The following is a 17,099-nucleotide window of genomic DNA, read 5'->3' as shown; positions in this document are numbered from 1 at the left end:
AACAGCTCATGACAATCGACAAGATCGCTCTGGTGACCGGTGCGAATCGCGGCCTCGGACGCAGCGCGGCCATCTCCCTCGCCGCACGCGGGGTGCGGGTCGTGGTCACCCACCGCGGCGATGCGGCCGGGGCCGAGAAGACGGTGGAACAGGTGCAGGCGGTGGGTGGGACTGCCGCTGTTCTCCGGCTCGACATCGGCGACGTCTCCTCTTTCGCGTCCTTTACCTCCGAACTGAGCGAGAGGCTGGAGCGCTGGGGTGCTTCGCGGCTCGACATCCTGGTCAACAACGCGGGAGTGGGGATCTTCGGCCCGCTGGAAGACGTCACGATCGACGACTTCGACACGGTGATGGGCACCAACGTCCGGGGCACGTTCTTCCTCATCCAGTCACTCGTGCCGCTGATGACCCAGGGCAGCCGCGTCATCAACGTCTCGACGTCACTGACCCGCCACACCAGCCCGGCCACCTCGGTCTACTCCGCCTCGAAGGCCGCGGTCGAAGCCTTGAGCCGCACCCTCGCCGCAGAACTCGGCCCGCGCGGAATCCGGGTCAACTCCATCGCCCCAGGACCGACCGCCACCGATTTCAACGGTGGAGCGATGCGGGACGATGCCGAGATGCGCCAAGTTCTGGCCGGACAGACCGCACTCGGCCGCGTCGGCGAACCTGAGGAGATCGGCGACGCCATCGCCACGCTGGCCTCCGATGGTCTGCGCTGGATCACCGCCCAGCGCATCGAGGTCTCCGGCGGCGCCCTCCTCTGAGCGAGCTGGCGACCTCGGGCCACGCGTGCCACGCGCGGCCATTGTCGTAAATGGTCGTTTATAGGAACGGCATATCACGCAGGGGGCGGGCCGTCTGGGGCGGGAATGGCAGGCGGACCAGGATGGGGTGAGGCTTCCTGCCGCTCCCTGAGGCATCCGCACCGTGCTACGGCGCGGCGAGCCTGCCCATCACGTCGTATATCCGCTGCGGGGTCAGGGGGACGACGGAAATCGCCTCTTGCGCTGTTTCCGCACTCAGTCCGTCAAGCAAGAAGGCAACTTGGCGGCGCCGGGCGACCGGCGCAGTGTCCGCGACTGCGCGAGCGAGCAGAGCGTTGGTACCGAAGAAGAGCAGGAGGTCCTCGACGGTGAAGTCCGGACGGACAGCGCCGGCCAGCTGGGCTCGCTCGATGATCCGTGTGCCGGAGTCCTGTGCCCGGCCGCAGACGGCCATCAGGCAGTCGGCAGCCGGATAGCGTCCGCTGACGACGTCGGCGACCGCGGGCTCGGTGGCCTGGAGTTCGCAGACCTTCTCGATGTTGTACGCGAATCCCTCTCAAGCCTGCTCGAAGGACAGGGCGTGCTCGGCGGCTTCGCCGGACGGTCCGCGGCCAGGCCGGTCACCACTTCGTCGATCCGGTCGGGGTTGACGGCGCACGGGCTGGTCGTCGCCCTGCCTATGCCGGCAGGGGTCAGGAGCGCGGCGGGCGCTTGGACATGGACCTGGTCGTGGAGGTCCTCGCAGGGTCGGGCCGCCACGGCATCTTCGCCGTCACCCGGACACGGTGACAAGCACGGTGGCCGCTCTGGTTGCGCGGTCTCATGCCCGTTGGTGCCTGTCCGGGAGCCCGATCGGCTGGTCCACGACGTCCCGTGGCCGGCCAGGAACCGTGCCTGCCGGCTACGGTGCGGCTGGCCGGCGAGCCGGACTGCCCACTGGCCGACGTGCTGCGACTGCTCTGGCAGATGGCTCTGGCGGAACGGTTTCTCGGTGAACCTGTGCCGGCCGGGACGTGGCCCGGTGACGTGGACGCACGCCTCCGGCACTTTCATGGCCAGGATGAAGGCGGTTTCGGGCGGTGCCTGGACCGTGGCTGTCACGGCGGGACGAGGAGTTGGCCATGCCTGCGGGATCTCTGTCCATCAAGAGCGCACGCTGCGTCACGGCCGGTTACGGCGAGGAGGGCCGGCCGTTCGGGCGTCTGGTTCCACAGAGGAGCTCGTGGAGGACATCGCCCCCAAACGCCACAGAAAGGAGGGGCACGTGAGGCCGTCGAGAACGTCTCGGCCTCTTCCATCCGGGACAAACTCGGGATCGCATCCGTCGCGACGACACACACCACCGACTCCCTCACGGCCCAGGCACTGGCCGGCGCCGAGTCCTCTGCCTCCCGTGCGGCTGTTCAATCCTGACATCGAAGCGATGACCCGGCGGGCGCTGCACCTGGCGCTGGAGGACTACGCGCGCTCCAGCGGCCGGGAAGGGGCCCGGCCCGGCTCGCTCGCCCGACACATCCATGTGTCGTGGACGGGAGACGACCGGCAGATGTTCGCACTCGCCGAGGCGCGTCGTGAGACCGGGTGGCACCGGCCCGGCCTGTCGTCCCTGCACATCCTGTCCGGATGCGCGGGGCTCTACGAAGCCCTGGACTACGCGCAGTACCTGTTGCACCGCACGGCAGCCCGGAACGATGCGGATGCCCTGGTCTTCGTCACCAGGAGCAATGACCTGTCCGCCATCGCCCACACCCGTAGTCCCTGCCCCGCCCCGGAGAACGAGCCTCGACGAGTGGCTTTTCCCGGCGGTCTTCGGGGAAGGAGCAGGTGCCCTCGTCATCGGGCACACCGACTCCCGTGGCGGGGACTGGGCGATTGAGGGGTGGGGGTCCGGGCCGGTCGCGGGGGACTGGCGCGTGACCATGCCGTCCGACCAGAGCACCCCCCACATGGTCATCAGGGCACGCTGCGTCGGCGCCACCTACCGCACCCACATCCCGCGGACTTCTCCCGCTGGAACTCGGCGCGTTCGACGATCTGCACCGGCTCTGCCTCCACGAATTCTCGCACGCGTACATGTGACCGCGTGCCCCGTACGTCCGTGTTCGGCCCCGGGGCCAGGCGTCCGGCGGGTGGTGATGACGACGATCCGGCGGGGCTGCGCGGCTAACCCCGCCACGTCGCATGGTGCTGCCAAGCAGTCCGCGACACCGTGTCAGACGTTCGCGAATCCGTCTGGTGCCCCGTGAGAGAAGTCTCCGAGCAGGGACGGAACCGGAATTCGCGAGAAATGAATCGGGAAGCTCCCGAGGCGGACTGTGGCCCCGCGCTCATCCGGAGCGCCCCATCGACACCGAGGAGAGATCCGTGACGATCCAGCAGACGCCCCCGATCACAACCCCGGCCGCCACCAGCGTCACCACCCCGGCCGTGCCGTTGCAGACTGCCCCCTGCCCCCTGCCCCCTGCCCCCTGCCCCCTGCCCCGTCGCCCCCGGACGCCCGGGTGGCTGACGTCGGTGCGCTGCCTCTGGGGGCGGTCGACACTCTTGCGGCCGGCGGTGCCCTGTACGTGCTGTACGAGCGCCCCGCACTGGCGGACTCGTCCTGGTCGCGCTCGGGGTTGACGCCGCGGTCACCCGCCGATGACCCGGGGCAGGACCCCACCGGCTGGGCAAGCCCCTTACGGGCCGGGCAAGCCTGGCCCTGACGTGCACCCAGCGCACGTCGGAGGCACCGAGCCCGCCGCCTGACCCAGACCGGCAATGCACGCGCATGCCGCAGGGGCCGGGACCGCTCCTGCGGTCCCGGCCCCTGCGGCATGACGATCAGTGCTTGAAGACGTCCTTGGCCTTCTCCTTGGCCTCACGGGCGTCGCCCTTGGCCTGCTCCGCGCGGCCCTCGGCGGTCAGCCTCTCATCGCCCGTAACGCGGCCGGCGGTCTCCTTGAACTTGCCCTTGGCCTGCTCGGTCTTCGCCTCGGCCTTCTGCTCACCGGACACAGCTGATCACTCCCTGTTCGACGGAAACGTCCTACGAAACCCCGTATGGCCGCCGAAGGCTCCCGTAAACAGGCCAGCTGCGAAAAAGTCCTGCCCGGTCTCACGAGAGCCGCGGCCCCCGACCTTCAGCCAGATCGCCGTCACCACCGGTTTTGCTCGGCCACGACCCGGCTGGACCAGAAGTGTTCTCAGCCGGCCAGGCTCCCAGAGCCCCTCACCCGGTGGGCGAATACTGCAGCTCTCGAATACCGACAGTTCACCAGCGGCACGTGGATATCACTGAGGCGGGGGTCGTGGGGTTCACCGGTCTGCGGGCCCGGCCCCGTAGGACGAGCCCCCGCTGAGGGGCGCTTGTCGGCCGCAGCCGATGGACACGGCGAGTAGGCCCCTACGCATCACGACCTGGCGGGCACGCCGACCGGGGCGGTGACCTCGGAGTGCGGCGTGCCGCACTCCGGGCAGGTACCCGGTGCCGCCGAGGTGTCCGGACCGGCCAGCAGCTCGAAAACTCTCAGCGTCAGCGCGCATTGCACGCACCCGAGCGGACCCGTGCCCAGCTCGGGCCGGACCTCGATGCGACCGACGATTCCGAAGTCATCCATGAGCAGGCAACGAGCGGACGCCGGACGCGGACACCCGTCATCCCCCTCCAGCGCCCTTCCCGAGCCGCCCGGAGGGGTTGCACCGGAGGGCGGCTGGACGGTTGTTCCGGACGGGGGACCGGAGGTACTGCCGGAGGTAGGGCCCCCCAAAAAAAGAACGGACACGGTCCGTTTATGCAGGCCAGACCCCGCAGGCAAGCCGGTCCCGGAGGACGACACCTCTAATTCGTTAGTAATTTGAGGTTCTGGATCTCTGAGGGACCCCGGGGCGGCGTTGTTCAGCCCGGGGCAGGACGTGCGTGGTGCGGTCGGTCTCGGTCATGGGCCAGGTCCTCTCGTGCGGCTGGCCGTCCCGGCTGGGATCGCCGTGTACGTCATCGTCCACCGTCGTTCGTCGCCGGGATGACGTAGGACGGCGAGCACCAGGAGCACGGCGCCGTTCATGGGTTCCGGCAGCAGGAGACCCCGGGTGTGGGGGCCCGGGGTCTCCGTGCGACATGACGTGACGTCTGTCCCGACCGGGTTTAACGACCGGACATGCCCGGTGTCACGCCCCGCTCCACCCCTTGCCCCCCGTCACCTTTTTCGTGGCTCCGCAAGGGGGCCTCCGGCCTTCGGGTCCGGCATGACTTCCCCCTTGTTGCGGTTGATGATCCGGGGGGTGGTGTCACCGGGCCTGGAGGCTTCGACGGACCGCTGATGAGGGGCTTGAGTACCGGCTTCACCCGAGCCGGAAGAGCTCTCCGTAACGTGGGTGTGGCAGCTCGATGCCGAGGCAAGGCCGGACGAAAGCGTCATGGAGGGCCTGCACGTGATCGACATCGGCAATTTCGACGTCTTCCTCGGCCTGGACGTCGGCAAGAGCGAACACCACGCCACCGCCATCACGCCAGCCGCAAGAAGGCTCTCGACAAGTGTCTGCCGAACACCGAACCAAGCTCCGCGAAGTGTTCGTGAAACTCCAGACCAAGCACGGCACCGTGCTGGTCGTGGTCGACCAGCCCGCCTCGATCGGAGCCTGCCGCTGGCGGTCGCGCGGGACATGGGCTGCCCAGTCGGCTACCTTCGGGCCTGACGATGCGACGGATCGCCGACCTCTACGCGGGCGAGGCGAAGACCGAGGCCAGGGAGGCGTTCACCATCGCGGACGCGGCCCGCGCGATGCCGCACACGCTGCGGCGATCGACGGCGAGGACGAGACGATCGCCGAGCTGGAGATGATCGTCGGCTTCGACGACGACCTGGCCGGGGAATCGACCCGGGTCGCGAACCGGCTCCACGGCCTGCTGACGCAGATCCACCCGTCGCTGGAGCGGGTGCTGGGGCCGCGGCTGCAGCACCCGGCCGTCCTCGGCCTGCTGGAGCGGTTCGGGTCCCCGGCACAGATACACAAGGCGGGCGTCGGCGGCTGGTCACGCTGCTGCGGCCGAAGGCGCTGCGGATGGCCGAGCGGCTGGTCAAGGAAATCTTCGCCGCGCTGGACGAACAGACCGTGACCGTTCCGGGGACCGAAGCGGCCGCCCTCATCGTCCCGAGCCTGGCCGGATCGCTGACGGCCGTCCTGGACCAGCGGAAACTGCTGGCCGGGCGGATCGAGGAACTCCGACCCGGCATCCCGGACCTATTACGACAAGAAGATCGCGCAAGGCAAACACCACACCCAGGCTCTGCTCTGCCTCGCCAGACGCCGGGCCGACGTCCTCTTCGCAATGCTCTGCGACGGCACCTTCTACGAGGCACGATCAGCCAAAACGACTTGAGCCATCTGCCGTTGCTCGACAGCCACTCAGGACCGGGCCAGACCCATCGCGACCTCTACCAGCAAGGCAACCGCGAGGAACCCAAAGGTTGCCCTGACGATCGCAGGCGTCAGAATCCGGCTGACTCCCACCGTATTCGCCATGAAGTTATGGACACGCCACGCAACGTCTCGGTAGTTGAACGCCACCACCAAAGCGGCGGCCCCAAAGACCAGACGCCATGCAAGCTCTGCCCACGCACTCATCAGCTCTCCCCAACAGACAACCGATGCCCAGTATGCAGAGTCCAGGCTGCCTCAGCCCCGCCCGAACTCCAGCTCGGACCGCCGGACTCCCTTGACGAAAACCATAGGGGCCCCCACGCGAACACCAGGCGCGCCTGCTCGATCCGTCGCCGAGTTGTCCGCGCCCCGCGTTGCCCGGGGCACGGACGCGACTGTGCCGTGCTCGCGCAGGGCGCTCGCCGTTCCGGCTCTGCGGTGGACCGCAGCCCCGATGTACCGGCCGGTTACGGGGCTACGCGGCCGGACGCACCGTCAAGCAGCAGTTCGTCCTCTTCCCGGTCGGCGGCCAGGGCCGATACCAGGGCACCGGCCCGCCATCCGACGTACTGCCGCACGGGGCTGTCCAGGGCCGGGCCGCCGAGCTCCACCGTCTGCCCGCCGTCCAGCAGCGCCACGTCCCGCACCGTGAGGCGGGCCAGCCGGTCGGCCTCCCATCCGGTGGTCCGCAGCAGCGCCTCCTTCGTCCGCTTCGCCAGTGCGACGGCCCGGTCTGACTCGCGGGCCGTCTCCGCGGAGCCGGCGCGGTCCAGCACGCTGCGCTGCTCCGCGTGCGCGTGCATGGCCCGGCTCAGTTCCCGTTCTTTGAGGGGCTGGTTGCACATGTCGGCACCGTCCATGAGGGCGTGTACGGACCGAAGTGCGGCGCGCGTCGAGGCCTCCTGATCCGGCCGCAGCCGCTTCATGTCCCGCTTCAGGCGCTGCGCCCAGTCGATGACGGCCAGCGGTGGCCAGAGGAAACCCGGGGCCAGGGACATGTCGACCATCTTTCGGGTGGTGCCGTTCTTGACGCGGTCGTCCACCCAGGCGGAGATACCGGCGAACCGGCCCAGCAGGCAGCCCGGGGTGGTCCGGTCGAGGATCGGGTGGCCGCCCTGCGCGAGTGCCTCACGGACTTCGGCGACAGGCACCTTGTGGTCCTGGGCGAGCAGGGCCAGGCTCCACGATCCGGGGTCTTCCCGCCGCTGGCGGCGGATCACCGCCTCCCGCAGGAGGTCGGACAGACCGTCGTAGTCGTGGGTGTCGAGGACAAGGGCGAGGAAGGCCATGGGTGCTCCCGATGCGTGGCGTGTGCGGACCGCCGTTGCACCCGCCCGGAGACAGGCAGGTGCGACGGCACATGTGCGTCGTTGCGATCCTCAGGTGCCGGTCCCCGGCACCTGCCACGCCTCTTCGGTAGTTCTGCCGCCGCGAAGGGACAGCCCGAGCATAGGCCAGGACGCCCGGCTGCGGGCGGTGCTCGGCGGTTGCCAAAGCGCCGCGGTCCCTGGGCAGCAGGTCGTGCTCGGAGACGGTGATGATCTCGTCAGGGTCGGTGGGATCCCAGTCCCAGGCAATCCACCCCGTTGCCGGCACCTTCGCCGCAGTCCTCGCCCTCGCCCTCGCCGCCGCCGTCACCGCAGCGCTCTCCCCCTTCTTCACCTGACGACCAGCCCTCCTCAGTCTCCGAAGGCCGACCGTTTACGGCCAGTGTCGATCGAGCCGGTTTCACTCGGTCACGCGGCGGGGGAGAGGTCGAGGCGGGCATGGTCGAGGACTTCTTGACCGTGGCGCGCGTCCGTGTTGTACGGCGAGGCCAGCCGCAGTCTGCCGGGCGGGAGGCCTACGCTCGCCTGCCCCTTCACCTCCACCCCGGCCTCGGTCGCGGCACGGTGGCCGTCCTAGACCCACATCGTGCGCAGGACCTGCACCGCCGGGAGCTCGCCCAGCCAGGCTGGCGCGTCAGGGGTGCCTCCTGCGGGGCGAACCCGTCCCGGCCGCAAGTCCAGGGGCATCTCTCCTGGCCGTCCTCTGGCTACGAACCAGCACCCCGGATAGGGGGGCATTCGCAAGAACAATCCATTTACCCCCCTCTTGATGAAACATCAAGAGGGGGGTAAATTTTGGGTTCTGATACTCGATCAGAAGGAGCCCGTCGCATGCTGCCGTACACATTCTTCGAGCTGGACACCAAAGCACTGGCGGGCCTACCGGCCGATGTCCGGCAGGCCCGGCTCGCCACCCTCGGGGCCGAGGCCACCGCCGAGGTCACCGCCGCCCGTGGCCGCATCGTCGCCCAGGAGGTGGAAGTGCTGGCCCGTCAGCACGGCCGCCACGGGGCGCAGGTCCGCGCGAGCCGCCGCTTCCGGCGCAGCCCCCAGTGGGTGGACCAGATGCTGGCCACCGCCGGGCGCGACAGCGCCGACCGGCCGGACGAGCAGCCGCTCTACCGGATCGACTGGGAGCGCCTGGCGGCGGTCGAGCGCCCGTGGGCGCGTCTGGCCCAGCTCGCGGAGACCGGCCGCCGGGCGGTGGCAGCCGCCAAGACCGAGCGCGGCCGCATGGTCGCCTGGGCCGCCTCCCTGGAGGGGAACGAGCGCGGCGCACAGGCCCGGTCCGCGGAACGGCTGGGCCTCAAGCCGGCCCGCTTCTCCCAGCTCCACGCCGAGCACGAGGCGATCTTCGGCCTGCAGCGGGTACCGGAGAGGTACACCGTGGCTCTGATCAGCCCCTGGGAGGGGTCGAGCGGTGAGGTGCGGACCGGCCGGCTGATCGAGCGCACCCGCCTGCACGACCGGCTGCCCGCCGAGGTGATCACCTGGCTGGACGGGGACCCCGAATTCGACGCCGTGCTCAGGATCCTCCCCGACCACGGGCTACTGGAGGAATACGCGAGGACCGGCCGCACCCCCACCTACCGGGTCGACCCCGTCAAAACGGTGAGCGACGACGAACACGTAGTCGCCACCACGGACGTGCTCCTCCGCGAACCCCACCCCCTCAACCCGCCCGACCCCGACGACAGCACGCACATCCCGGCCCCCGGCGGTCAGTACATCCCGGGATTCGACGGAACCCTCGGGGACGCGGTGGCCGTCCTCGCCCCCCGCTACGCCGCCACGGTCGGGGTGCCCCTGGCCGAGGCGTCCCAGCGGGTCAGGCACTACCTCAGCGGCGCGTACATGGTCCGCAACAACGCTCCGGACAGCACCCTCGTGGACGCCCGGAGCGCCCGCCGCGACTACGTAGAGGCGATCAAGGCGACCGGAAGAGACCGGTACTGACGCCGCCGACGCCCAACGCACCTCCCACCCGACCACCGGTGCCATGCGCACCAGGAAGCAGAAGCCGCCATGATCGACCTGACCGCCACCTACACCATCACCGACGGACCCGAAGCCGGCACGGTCATCAACGCCAAGGTCAGGACCCGGGAGCGTGACGGCGCGACCATCACGTCGGTACGCGGCATCGCCGCGCTCCTGGCCGACCGCATCGACGCCATCGCCGACCCCGGCGACCGATTCCACACCCTGGCACACCTCGGCGGAGCGACGATCGCCATCTCGGACACCGACACCCAGGTGACAACGAACATGATCAGCAGCCGCGACAACGGACGGATCCGCACCACCTACCAAGGCACCCGCGCGCTGCCCGTCGACGTCGTCCTCGACCTCGCCGAACAGATCCGGGAACAGCTCAGCAGTACGACCACCGCGCCCACCAGCACCTGAGAAGGTGCCTCCAAGGAACGCAAGAGCCCGGAGACGTTCCGGGAAGACTGAAAGGCGAAGAGATGAGTACAGAGACAGAGATCGCCGCAGTGGCGGTGGCGCTGCGCAGCACGCCGGGCGACGAACCGCTGGCAGAGCTGGGGCGGGTTCTCGCGGACGAGTGGCTGGACCGTAGGGCGGCACGGGCCCCGAGGCGGCCGGACGACTGAGCATGCCCGACACGCTCGGCCAGCTGCGGACCATGGCGGGCGTCCGGCGCAAAGACCTGGCACACCTGCTCGCCGGAGTTCCACAGGCCGACATGGAGCGGGCTCTCGACCCCGCGCTGCGAGACAGCTGGACCGAACTCGCCGCGGCCGGGCGGACAGGGCGCAGCACCCGCCGGCCCGACCTCGTCCTGGAGTGAACCAGCCACGTGCGGCGGGCGCTCCGCAACCCATATGATTGCCCAGTGTGACGACCCGCATCCGTACCGTGCCGAATGTGGCCGCCGTGATCGCCACGGTGTTCCTCGCGCTGCCCCCGCCCTCCGTATCCGCACACCAGCACCAGGCAGCGGCCCCGGCGCCCTGTGTCGGTGGCGAACGCGAACGCCCAGGGGTATCCGCCGTCGATGACGGCGAGATCCGCTGGACGGAGAACACCCGCTACGACGGCCCGCGCAAACACGCCCTCAAGGCATGGCAGTTCTCCGGTGCCACGATCGAGCTCCGCCCCGACTCCGCCGCCACCGTCAACGACCTCGAATTCCGCGACTACGACGGCGGCCGCGGAGACCGCGCGCCAGTGGCCCAGTACGTACGCGACTCAGGAACCGCGGCCACCGACCATATTCGGTTCAACAGGGACAAGATGGACGGCCGCAGTCTTGAGTTCCAGAACTCCGCCGCCGCGCATGAACTCGGCCATGCCCTCGGCCTGTGCCACAAGCCCGACCGCGTCCTGTCGCTGATGTGGACCGACATCGCCTCACCCCCCATCATCACCCCCCAGGCCGTCGACAAGGCCAACTACCGCAGGCTATGGAGCTGACTTGCGCAAGCACGCCTTGATCGCCGCTGTCACCACCGTGCTCGCCCTGGCCGTAACGGCCGGGGCCTACGTCCTCCTGGAGGACGGGGAGATCACCGTTTCCTCTTTGTGCGCCCCACCGGCAAGCACACCCGAGCACGTCGCCGCCTTCGCCGACACTGTCGTCATCGGCACCGTCAGCGGCCCCATCCGCTACACCCCCAACGGCGCCGACTCCGCCACCGGCGTGCAGGTCGCCACCCTCACCGTGGAGAGGACACTCAAGGGCACCGCCCAGGACCCCCTCACTGTCGCCCAGGCTGTCACCCGCACCGCCCGGGACACCTACACCACCACCGAACCCGTCTACCAGCCCCTCATCACCGGGCAGCGCTACGCCGTCGCCCTCCTCGACCGGGCCGACGCCGAAGGCCGCTGGGTATGGGGTGCGGAGCGCGCGACCGGTGCGGCCGATGACGACCGATGGGCCGACGCCGTCGCTGCGAAGGTGGTCCTGCCGACCGGCACGTGCGACGACACCAGCACCATCACCTCCACACCCACGCCCTGAATCCGGCGCGCAATCGACAGCGTGCCTGCCCGGGAGCGGGACAGTGGGTGAAACGGCTGGCGGGAGGACCGGACCGCCGTCGGATATCAGCCGATGTCCGATTGTGGAGGATTGCCCGCGGCGGACCGGGCGGGCGGGCAAGGTTGGTAGCGGTGTGCGAACCCGGTGGCATCCTCCGGCCGGGTGGGGACGCGCCGGCAACCTCAGGGGAGTGGACAGTACGTGGACTTGTTCTCACGAAGCGTGCCCAGCGACGACAGCGCAGGCGCCCGCAAGGAGCAATGGCTTCGGCAGCCGCAAGGCGACGGCGTCTTCGACCAGGTGGAGTTCGTCGGCCATTTTGCGGTGTTGCGGTGGGACACCGGCCGGGGCGGCATCGCACTGGTGCACTCGATGACGGACGGCAACACGTCCCCCAAGCTGGCCGTCGCTGCCTTGCGGCAGCACCACGGTGAGCATCTCGCCCATCAGTACGCGTGCGTGATCACGGCGCAGACGCGTACCCAGGTGACACACCCGTACGTGCCCCAGCTCCACGCGTACGACGTCGGCGGGGGCGGCGAACCGTACGAGACGACATGGGCCCACCTCGCGGCCGTCCTCGGGCAGCGGGCACCGTACTGGTTCCACTCTCTGCGTGACCGCGACGCCATCAGCGCCTGGCGCCCGGGCGCACCGCCGGCGCTCGTACCCGCACACGACATCGCGACCCCCGTCACCGCGCTCACCGAGCTGGCCGCCGACGAGCCGGACGGCTCTGCGGCCGCGGAGCTGTGCTGGTACCTCGCCCGTCTGATCCGCTACCGCGACTACACCTCGACCACCCGCAATATCGACGAGCTCCGGAAGAACGCGGCCGACGGCGGCGACGGAGCCCACCTCGCACTCGGCGCGGTGCCCGCCCCTCTCGCCCGCCCCTCTGCCCCCCAGGAGCCGACGGAGCTCATCCGCCGCGCCGGCTGGCTGAGCATCACTGAACGCCGCGACGTCCTCGCCTACCGCGTCGCGGACTTCGGCCAGGGCTGGGACGGCGGTCAGGACTGGCACACCGGTGCCGCCGCCGACATCAGGCCGTCCACCTGCAACACCGCCCGCGAGTGGTTTGAGCGCCTCGTCCCCGCCGTGCGCGACCAGCCTCCCACCGTCCTGGAGAAGATCCTGCTGGACGACCCCCGCGATCCGGAGGCCGACACCCTCCTGCACGACCCCGTCGCAGCCCTCCCCGTACTCCACCGCTCCCCGGGCACCCGAAACGCGAGCCTGCTCACCTACTCACTGCAGCGCCTGCCTACGCACTCACCACTCGCGGGCCTCATCCTGAGCGCCCAGAACTGCTGGATCCGCACCGGCGACGGGACGCTGTGGCTCGCCCCCGAACGCGAAGGCTGGGGCATCGGCTACGGATACGCGGGCAATGGCTGCCATGCGCTCGCCGAGCTCGTCGATGTACTCCTCGACGACATCTCCGCCCCTGCGGCCCAGCACAGCGGGCCAGCAGCAGCACCACGCGGCCTCTTCGAGCTCCTGCGCCATACCAAATCGGCAGGAACAACCACCTACACCCGCGCCCAGCTCCTCGACGCCCGGTCCCGATGACGAGCTCCTCACGCCCAGGACCGTCACGCAGGTAATCCCGGAACTGCGCACGTCCGACAGGGGATCAGCGGTGCTGCGGAGCACTCCACCGTGAACAGACGGCGGTCTACGGCTCCGCCGATGACCCCGTCGCCACGCCAGCTCACCAGTTCGAGTTGCCGCACGGAATCCTCTCTCATCGCCACCCGCTCGGATGGACTACGCCTCGCACATGCGGAGGCTGGCAGGCCACCAGCCTCCGCACTGCGGATCAAACGGATGTATGTCGCTCCCCACCGTGCGCGGGCAGAGCCTCGGGCACCAGAAACCCGGCTGTCCTGCAGCGAGACGCACTCCAACACCGAACAACCCGGGCGGTCCTGGGAGTCGACAGCGAAGGCGACCTGAGACCGAGTGCCGAGGCGGGTGATCTGCGGCGCCGCCTCCGGCACGACCGGGTGCCGGTGCCCCTACCGATACGATGACCGCGCAGGCCCCCGGAGCTGACGCAGGCCCGGATTCGCCCGAGAGGAACACCCGGTGAGTCACGCACGTCCCGCCCGCGCGGCGGTCCTCTCAGCCGGATCCTGGGGCACCGCCGCGGCGAAGATCCTTGCCGACGCGGGCACCGGTGTCACGCTGCATGCCCGGCGCCCCGGGCCTGGCAGAGGCCATCAGGCTGGCCACCGCACTGGGCGCCGACCCCATCACCCTCACCGGCTTGGCCGGCCTGGGCGACCTGGTCGCCACCTGCTCCTCGCCCCTGTCGCGTAATCGCACCTTCGGGTCACACCTCGGTACCGGGAGCACCGTCGACCAGGCGGCCGCCGCCACCCGGCAGACCACCGAGGGCGTGAAGTCGGCCGACGCCATCCTCACTCTCGCCCATGCCCACGGCATCGAGATGCCGATCACCGAGACTGTCGCCGCCGTTCTGCGCGGGACGCTCACCCTCGACAGGGCCGCGGCCGCGCTCATGGAGCGGCCCGCGAAGTCCGAGCACTGACCGGCCCCTCTCAGCGGGGCCTCCGCTTCGATCGTTGGAGGGCACCGTGCAGGGTGCGGGTGGTCAATGGCGTGCGCTGGCCCCGCGGCGTTTCTCATCGCGCTGGAGCTCAGGTACCGGCAGCCGATTCGGAGACCTCGTCGGCGTACGCGATCGTCAGTCCACGAACCTCTTGGGCAACACGGGCGATGACGGCGCGGTGCCAGGAGGCGGGGAACCGTACCTCGGGGTGGGCGGCGCGATACTCGGCATCGTTCCTATAGGTGATCACGCCCGGGTCGGGCAGGTCCATCAGGCGGTCGCGTACGGCGGAGACGAAATCGCCCGTGTAGCGCTCCAGGTTCTGGATCTCCAGGCGATAGGTATCGAGGATGGGGGATTTGCCCTGCTCCCAGTTCCGGACCTGACGGCCGGTAATGTTCAGGTGGGCAGCGAGCCACTCGGGGGTGAGGCCCAGGTACTCGCGGACGACGCGCAGTTCGGCCGGCGTCATCCGCTCGTCCTCGGGCATGCCGGGCGGGTCGGAGTGCTGCCGGTTGGTCACGCCTGCTCCACCGTGATGGTGTACCCGGACTGGTTGTCGCTCCAGCCGCCGACGGCCTCCCAACCGGCATCCCGCAGGAGTTGCTCCGCCTGACGGAGGGTGTCCCGGCGGCCGCTGTTGACGTCCATCGCGGTGGGGATGTTGAGAATCGGCCGACCTGCGGCACCCCACACCGGCTCGTCAGTCGTGAATCCGGAGAGGCCAGTCTCGTACCCGACGATCTCGTCCTTGAAAATGTCGAGAACGCACTTGTCGGAAACGGAGGGGTCGTCGGTGAACCACGCGGTGAAGTGCTGCTGGCTGGCGGGCATGAAGGGTCCTCCCCATCTGGTCCGGGCGCGATGCCCTGACCCGCCGACCACGCTAATTTCCAAATGTGGAAATCGCAAGGGTGTGTGTGGCTGCGGCTCCCATGGGGGCCGCGCCGCAGGGGCGGGGGACGGGGTCCTGCGGCTGGCCTCCGTCGTTGATCCAGTGCCCGATCCGGGTCCGGTCGGTTGCCACATGGTGCTGCCCCTCGGCCAGTGCCATCCCCCGGACCTCAGCCGCCACTTCGCTGTACGACATGCGCGACAGCCGCACGGCGTTCGCCAGCAACCGGTTGCGTACCTTGGCAGTCCGGCGTTCGGTTCTCTCCGGCGTGCCGCTGCCTGGCTCACGCACCGCTTCGGTGCGGGGAGGGGCGACGGACGGCTGCTGCTGGGATGACTCCGACGGTTTCTGGTGACGTATCGGCAGGCGGAATGAGCGGTACGCATCACGCCCGCGTCACCGGGGACGGGGCACGGGTTCCACCAGATGCGCAGCGGCATCCGTCACGGTTGAACAGAGAGATGGACGCCGGCCGGGGGATGGCCGTGTGGCGGGCGGAGGTGTTGCCGGGGGACGCGTGGGCAGGCCTCATCAGCCGGCCATATCCGAGAGGGTGACGGCTGCTGCCCGGAAGGGCAGCAGCAGAGGCAGGGTGTTGAGGGAGTGCAGGCGTGCTGTGCACGCCTCTGCCGTCAGCGGGCCGCTCATGTGGTGCCGGTCCAGCCGGGCAGTGTTCCAGCCGGCCGACGCGGCAATAGCGCCCGTGGCGGCACAGCCGCCGACGTACAGCAGTTCATGAGACTGAAGACCAGCGGCCTTCGCGACTTCGGCGAACGCCCGTTCCGGGCTGATGGCGGCCGTGTGCGCGGGGTGGAGGACGGGGTGCAGCAGTTCACGCACTGTGTCCGGGCCTCCCCCGGACACAGAGCACCCCAACGTGTCAGTCATGCCGATCAGAGTGAAGCCCCGCTCCCGCAGCGCGGTCAGCACCGGGTACACGTCCGGGTACACATCGGGAGTCTCGGTGAACCGGCGAGCGTGCTCCACCACAACGGTCACCGGTTCGGCAGGGCGGGCGGAGGGCCAGACCCGCTCGCGGGCGGGACCTTTCGCCGCGGCCAGAGGCATGGCGTCCGGGCCCATCACCGCACGGGCTTCCCCCGGAGAAAGACCCAGCACCTCGGCGACCCGTTCGGTCGCCCCGGTCGGCCAAAAACGTACCAGCGTACGTTCCAGATCGAAGCAGACCGCCCGCACGTGCGCCCACTGGGGCCGAGGACCGGTGGGCGCATGGACCTTCCGGAAGGACCAGTGCGCCGTGAGCTTCCGCTCACCGACCGCGCTCTCCACATAGCCGACCGATTCAAGCATGGTGAATCCGATCTCTCGCCCACGGAAGTCGGCAGCCCCCACCCCGGGGCGCGACCTGCACCCGGCAGTACCGGCCGTGTTGCCGACGACAGAAGGTAAGCGCGGCCTGCTTCGCGACCGCGTCGAGGCGGAGGCCGTACAGCATCCGCATCGCCGCGAGCTGCGCACCCATGGCCATGGCTCCGGGGTGTGTGGTGGGGGTGGTCTCGGGCTCGGCCAGGAGCACGTCGGGTGATGTCACCGGAGCCTCCCCCGGGCGGCGTCGAACGGGACGCCGCGGCTGTCCTGCATCAGGGCGCGATGCCCGTCCTGCCACGCCTGCCACAGTTCGAGGAACTGGCGGCCCATGCCGCGCAGCTCGCGCAGCGACTCCTCACGACTGGTCCACGCACTGAGGCAGGGGCCCTCGGTGGGCAGCGAGTCGGCCCGCACGGCGGAGCACAGGACGACCATGGTCCACTCCTCCGCCGTGCGGTCGCAGATCAGCCGCCAGTCCAGTCCGAGGAGCCGCGTCGGGTGCACGGTGAGGCCGGTCTGCCGGCCCACCGCCTCCACCAGGACTTCCCAGGCGTGCTCCTGGAGGGTGAAACGTCGGCCGGGCAGCGTGGCCTCCTGGCCGTCGCGGACCAGCAGCACCCTGCCGGAGTCGCTGGGGATCCAGGCCCTCACATCGAAATCTTGGCGCGGCATCGCCGGACGGGGTGCCGGGGCCGCCAGGGGGGTCATGGAGGTCGTCTCCGATTCGTGACGCAGAAAAAAAGGGGGGAGGGGGACTGCGCCCCGCTCGCCGGCCCAGACCGGGGAG

Annotated in this window: 21 protein-coding genes and 3 pseudogenes; 13 read left to right on the top strand and 11 right to left on the bottom strand. The window is 69.7% G+C overall.

Annotation, left to right across the window (positions count from 1 at the left end; translation table 11 throughout):
* The first annotated feature begins 8 nt into the window (after positions 1-8).
* Positions 9-767: an SDR family NAD(P)-dependent oxidoreductase gene (locus OG251_RS37225; protein ID WP_326682748.1), complete on the top strand. Its 759-nt coding sequence runs from the start codon at positions 9-11 to the stop codon at positions 765-767.
* 166 nt (positions 768-933) lie between these two features.
* On the opposite strand, the gene OG251_RS37220 is transcribed toward OG251_RS37225, so the two are convergent.
* Complete coding sequence (locus tag OG251_RS37220) at positions 934-1,305, bottom strand: SbtR family transcriptional regulator (protein ID WP_326682747.1); 372 nt, start codon at positions 1,303-1,305, stop codon at positions 934-936.
* A gap of 855 nt (positions 1,306-2,160) precedes the next feature.
* Here OG251_RS37220 and OG251_RS37215 point away from each other — a divergent pair.
* Entirely contained in the window at positions 2,161-2,643 is a 483-nt protein-coding gene (locus OG251_RS37215; protein ID WP_326681692.1) for a hypothetical protein, read from the top strand.
* A gap of 947 nt (positions 2,644-3,590) precedes the next feature.
* Here the strand turns inward: OG251_RS37215 and OG251_RS37210 are convergent.
* The 3 genes from OG251_RS37210 to OG251_RS37200 all read right to left on the bottom strand — a co-directional run bounded on the left by OG251_RS37210 (position 3,591) and on the right by OG251_RS37200 (position 5,240).
* The gene (locus OG251_RS37210) at positions 3,591-3,764 is read right to left on the bottom strand and encodes a CsbD family protein (protein WP_326681691.1); all 174 of its coding nucleotides are present in this window, start codon (positions 3,762-3,764) and stop codon (positions 3,591-3,593) included.
* A 395-nt stretch (positions 3,765-4,159) separates the two neighbouring features.
* On the bottom strand, positions 4,160-4,366 hold the full coding sequence (locus OG251_RS37205) for a hypothetical protein (RefSeq protein WP_326681690.1): 207 nt from the start codon (positions 4,364-4,366) through the stop codon (positions 4,160-4,162).
* Between the two features lie 721 nt (positions 4,367-5,087).
* A complete protein-coding gene (locus OG251_RS37200) occupies positions 5,088-5,240 on the bottom strand; it encodes a hypothetical protein (protein WP_326682817.1) in 153 nt (50 codons plus the stop codon).
* Between OG251_RS37200 and OG251_RS37195 the strand changes: the two are divergent.
* Positions 5,178-5,984, top strand: a pseudogene (locus OG251_RS37195) (IS110 family transposase); the annotation flags it as partial. The gene OG251_RS37200 and the pseudogene OG251_RS37195 overlap by 63 nt on opposite strands.
* A gap of 168 nt (positions 5,985-6,152) precedes the next feature.
* Here OG251_RS37195 and OG251_RS37190 read toward each other — a convergent pair.
* A complete protein-coding gene (locus OG251_RS37190; RefSeq protein ID WP_326681689.1) occupies positions 6,153-6,371 on the bottom strand; it encodes a hypothetical protein in 219 nt (72 codons plus the stop codon).
* A gap of 263 nt (positions 6,372-6,634) precedes the next feature.
* A complete protein-coding gene (locus OG251_RS37185; RefSeq protein WP_326681688.1) occupies positions 6,635-7,456 on the bottom strand; it encodes a hypothetical protein in 822 nt (273 codons plus the stop codon).
* Positions 7,457-7,704: 248 nt separating this feature from the next.
* On the opposite strand from OG251_RS37185, the gene OG251_RS37180 reads away from it, so the two are divergent.
* The 10 genes and pseudogenes from OG251_RS37180 to OG251_RS37140 all read left to right on the top strand — a co-directional run.
* A complete protein-coding gene (locus OG251_RS37180) occupies positions 7,705-7,833 on the top strand; it encodes a hypothetical protein (protein WP_326681687.1) in 129 nt (42 codons plus the stop codon).
* A gap of 493 nt (positions 7,834-8,326) precedes the next feature.
* Complete coding sequence (locus OG251_RS37175; protein WP_326681686.1) at positions 8,327-9,451, top strand: hypothetical protein; 1,125 nt, start codon at positions 8,327-8,329, stop codon at positions 9,449-9,451.
* Between the two features lie 69 nt (positions 9,452-9,520).
* Positions 9,521-9,904, top strand: coding sequence for a hypothetical protein (locus tag OG251_RS37170; RefSeq protein ID WP_326681685.1), 384 nt, complete (start codon positions 9,521-9,523; stop codon positions 9,902-9,904).
* 62 nt (positions 9,905-9,966) lie between these two features.
* The gene (locus OG251_RS37165; RefSeq protein ID WP_326681684.1) at positions 9,967-10,113 is read left to right on the top strand and encodes a hypothetical protein; all 147 of its coding nucleotides are present in this window, start codon (positions 9,967-9,969) and stop codon (positions 10,111-10,113) included.
* A 2-nt stretch (positions 10,114-10,115) separates the two neighbouring features.
* Positions 10,116-10,310: a hypothetical protein gene (locus OG251_RS37160; protein WP_326681683.1), complete on the top strand. Its 195-nt coding sequence runs from the start codon at positions 10,116-10,118 to the stop codon at positions 10,308-10,310.
* A 47-nt stretch (positions 10,311-10,357) separates the two neighbouring features.
* A complete protein-coding gene (locus tag OG251_RS37155) occupies positions 10,358-10,936 on the top strand; it encodes a hypothetical protein (protein WP_326681682.1) in 579 nt (192 codons plus the stop codon).
* Between the two features lies 1 nt (position 10,937).
* Positions 10,938-11,486: a hypothetical protein gene (locus tag OG251_RS37150; protein ID WP_326681681.1), complete on the top strand. Its 549-nt coding sequence runs from the start codon at positions 10,938-10,940 to the stop codon at positions 11,484-11,486.
* A 228-nt stretch (positions 11,487-11,714) separates the two neighbouring features.
* Positions 11,715-13,082 (top strand): hypothetical protein, encoded by a 1,368-nt coding sequence (locus OG251_RS37145; RefSeq protein WP_326681680.1) that lies wholly within the window; start codon positions 11,715-11,717, stop codon positions 13,080-13,082.
* A 519-nt stretch (positions 13,083-13,601) separates the two neighbouring features.
* A pseudogene (locus OG251_RS45075) lies at positions 13,602-13,676 on the top strand (hypothetical protein); the annotation flags it as partial.
* Between the two features lie 43 nt (positions 13,677-13,719).
* Positions 13,720-14,067: pseudogene (locus OG251_RS37140) on the top strand (NAD(P)H-dependent glycerol-3-phosphate dehydrogenase); the annotation flags it as partial.
* Between the two features lie 109 nt (positions 14,068-14,176).
* On the opposite strand, the gene OG251_RS37135 reads toward OG251_RS37140, so the two are convergent.
* The 5 genes from OG251_RS37135 to OG251_RS37115 form a co-directional block, all read right to left on the bottom strand.
* The gene (locus tag OG251_RS37135; RefSeq protein ID WP_326681679.1) at positions 14,177-14,611 is read right to left on the bottom strand and encodes a helix-turn-helix domain-containing protein; all 435 of its coding nucleotides are present in this window, start codon (positions 14,609-14,611) and stop codon (positions 14,177-14,179) included.
* A complete protein-coding gene (locus OG251_RS37130) occupies positions 14,608-14,922 on the bottom strand; it encodes a hypothetical protein (RefSeq protein WP_326681678.1) in 315 nt (104 codons plus the stop codon). Before OG251_RS37130 ends, OG251_RS37135 begins: the two co-directional genes overlap by 4 nt.
* Positions 14,923-15,514: 592 nt before the next feature.
* Entirely contained in the window at positions 15,515-16,294 is a 780-nt protein-coding gene (locus OG251_RS37125) for an HAD family hydrolase (protein ID WP_326681677.1), read from the bottom strand.
* Positions 16,287-16,535: a hypothetical protein gene (locus tag OG251_RS37120; protein ID WP_326681676.1), complete on the bottom strand. Its 249-nt coding sequence runs from the start codon at positions 16,533-16,535 to the stop codon at positions 16,287-16,289. The genes OG251_RS37125 and OG251_RS37120 overlap by 8 nt, the downstream gene beginning before the upstream one ends.
* Complete coding sequence (locus OG251_RS37115) at positions 16,532-16,963, bottom strand: hypothetical protein (protein ID WP_326681675.1); 432 nt, start codon at positions 16,961-16,963, stop codon at positions 16,532-16,534. The genes OG251_RS37120 and OG251_RS37115 overlap by 4 nt, the downstream gene beginning before the upstream one ends.
* Positions 16,964-17,099 lie beyond the last annotated feature (136 nt).

It is taken from the genome of Streptomyces sp. NBC_01237, from assembly GCF_035917275.1.
Taxonomy (GTDB): domain Bacteria; phylum Actinomycetota; class Actinomycetes; order Streptomycetales; family Streptomycetaceae; genus Streptomyces.
The sequence above is the reverse complement of the archived record's forward strand: the minus strand, read 5'-3'. Positions and strand labels throughout refer to the sequence as shown.

What these genes read in the sequence shown, in the direction of transcription:
- OG251_RS37185 (WP_326681688.1), bottom strand. Translation starts at nt 7,456, where the DNA reads ATGGCCTTCCTCGCCCTTGTCCTCGACACCCACGACTACGACGGTCTG.
- OG251_RS37180 (WP_326681687.1), top strand. Translation starts at nt 7,705, where the DNA reads ATGATCTCGTCAGGGTCGGTGGGATCCCAGTCCCAGGCAATCCACCCC.
- OG251_RS37170 (WP_326681685.1), top strand. Translation starts at nt 9,521, where the DNA reads ATGATCGACCTGACCGCCACCTACACCATCACCGACGGACCCGAAGCC.
- OG251_RS37175 (WP_326681686.1), top strand. Translation starts at nt 8,327, where the DNA reads ATGCTGCCGTACACATTCTTCGAGCTGGACACCAAAGCACTGGCGGGC.
- OG251_RS37190 (WP_326681689.1), bottom strand. Translation starts at nt 6,371, where the DNA reads ATGAGTGCGTGGGCAGAGCTTGCATGGCGTCTGGTCTTTGGGGCCGCC.
- OG251_RS37205 (WP_326681690.1), bottom strand. Translation starts at nt 4,366, where the DNA reads ATGGATGACTTCGGAATCGTCGGTCGCATCGAGGTCCGGCCCGAGCTG.
- OG251_RS37160 (WP_326681683.1), top strand. Translation starts at nt 10,116, where the DNA reads ATGCCCGACACGCTCGGCCAGCTGCGGACCATGGCGGGCGTCCGGCGC.
- OG251_RS37165 (WP_326681684.1), top strand. Translation starts at nt 9,967, where the DNA reads ATGAGTACAGAGACAGAGATCGCCGCAGTGGCGGTGGCGCTGCGCAGC.
- OG251_RS37225 (WP_326682748.1), top strand. Translation starts at nt 9, where the DNA reads ATGACAATCGACAAGATCGCTCTGGTGACCGGTGCGAATCGCGGCCTC.
- OG251_RS37130 (WP_326681678.1), bottom strand. Translation starts at nt 14,922, where the DNA reads ATGCCCGCCAGCCAGCAGCACTTCACCGCGTGGTTCACCGACGACCCC.
- OG251_RS37125 (WP_326681677.1), bottom strand. Translation starts at nt 16,294, where the DNA reads ATGCTTGAATCGGTCGGCTATGTGGAGAGCGCGGTCGGTGAGCGGAAG.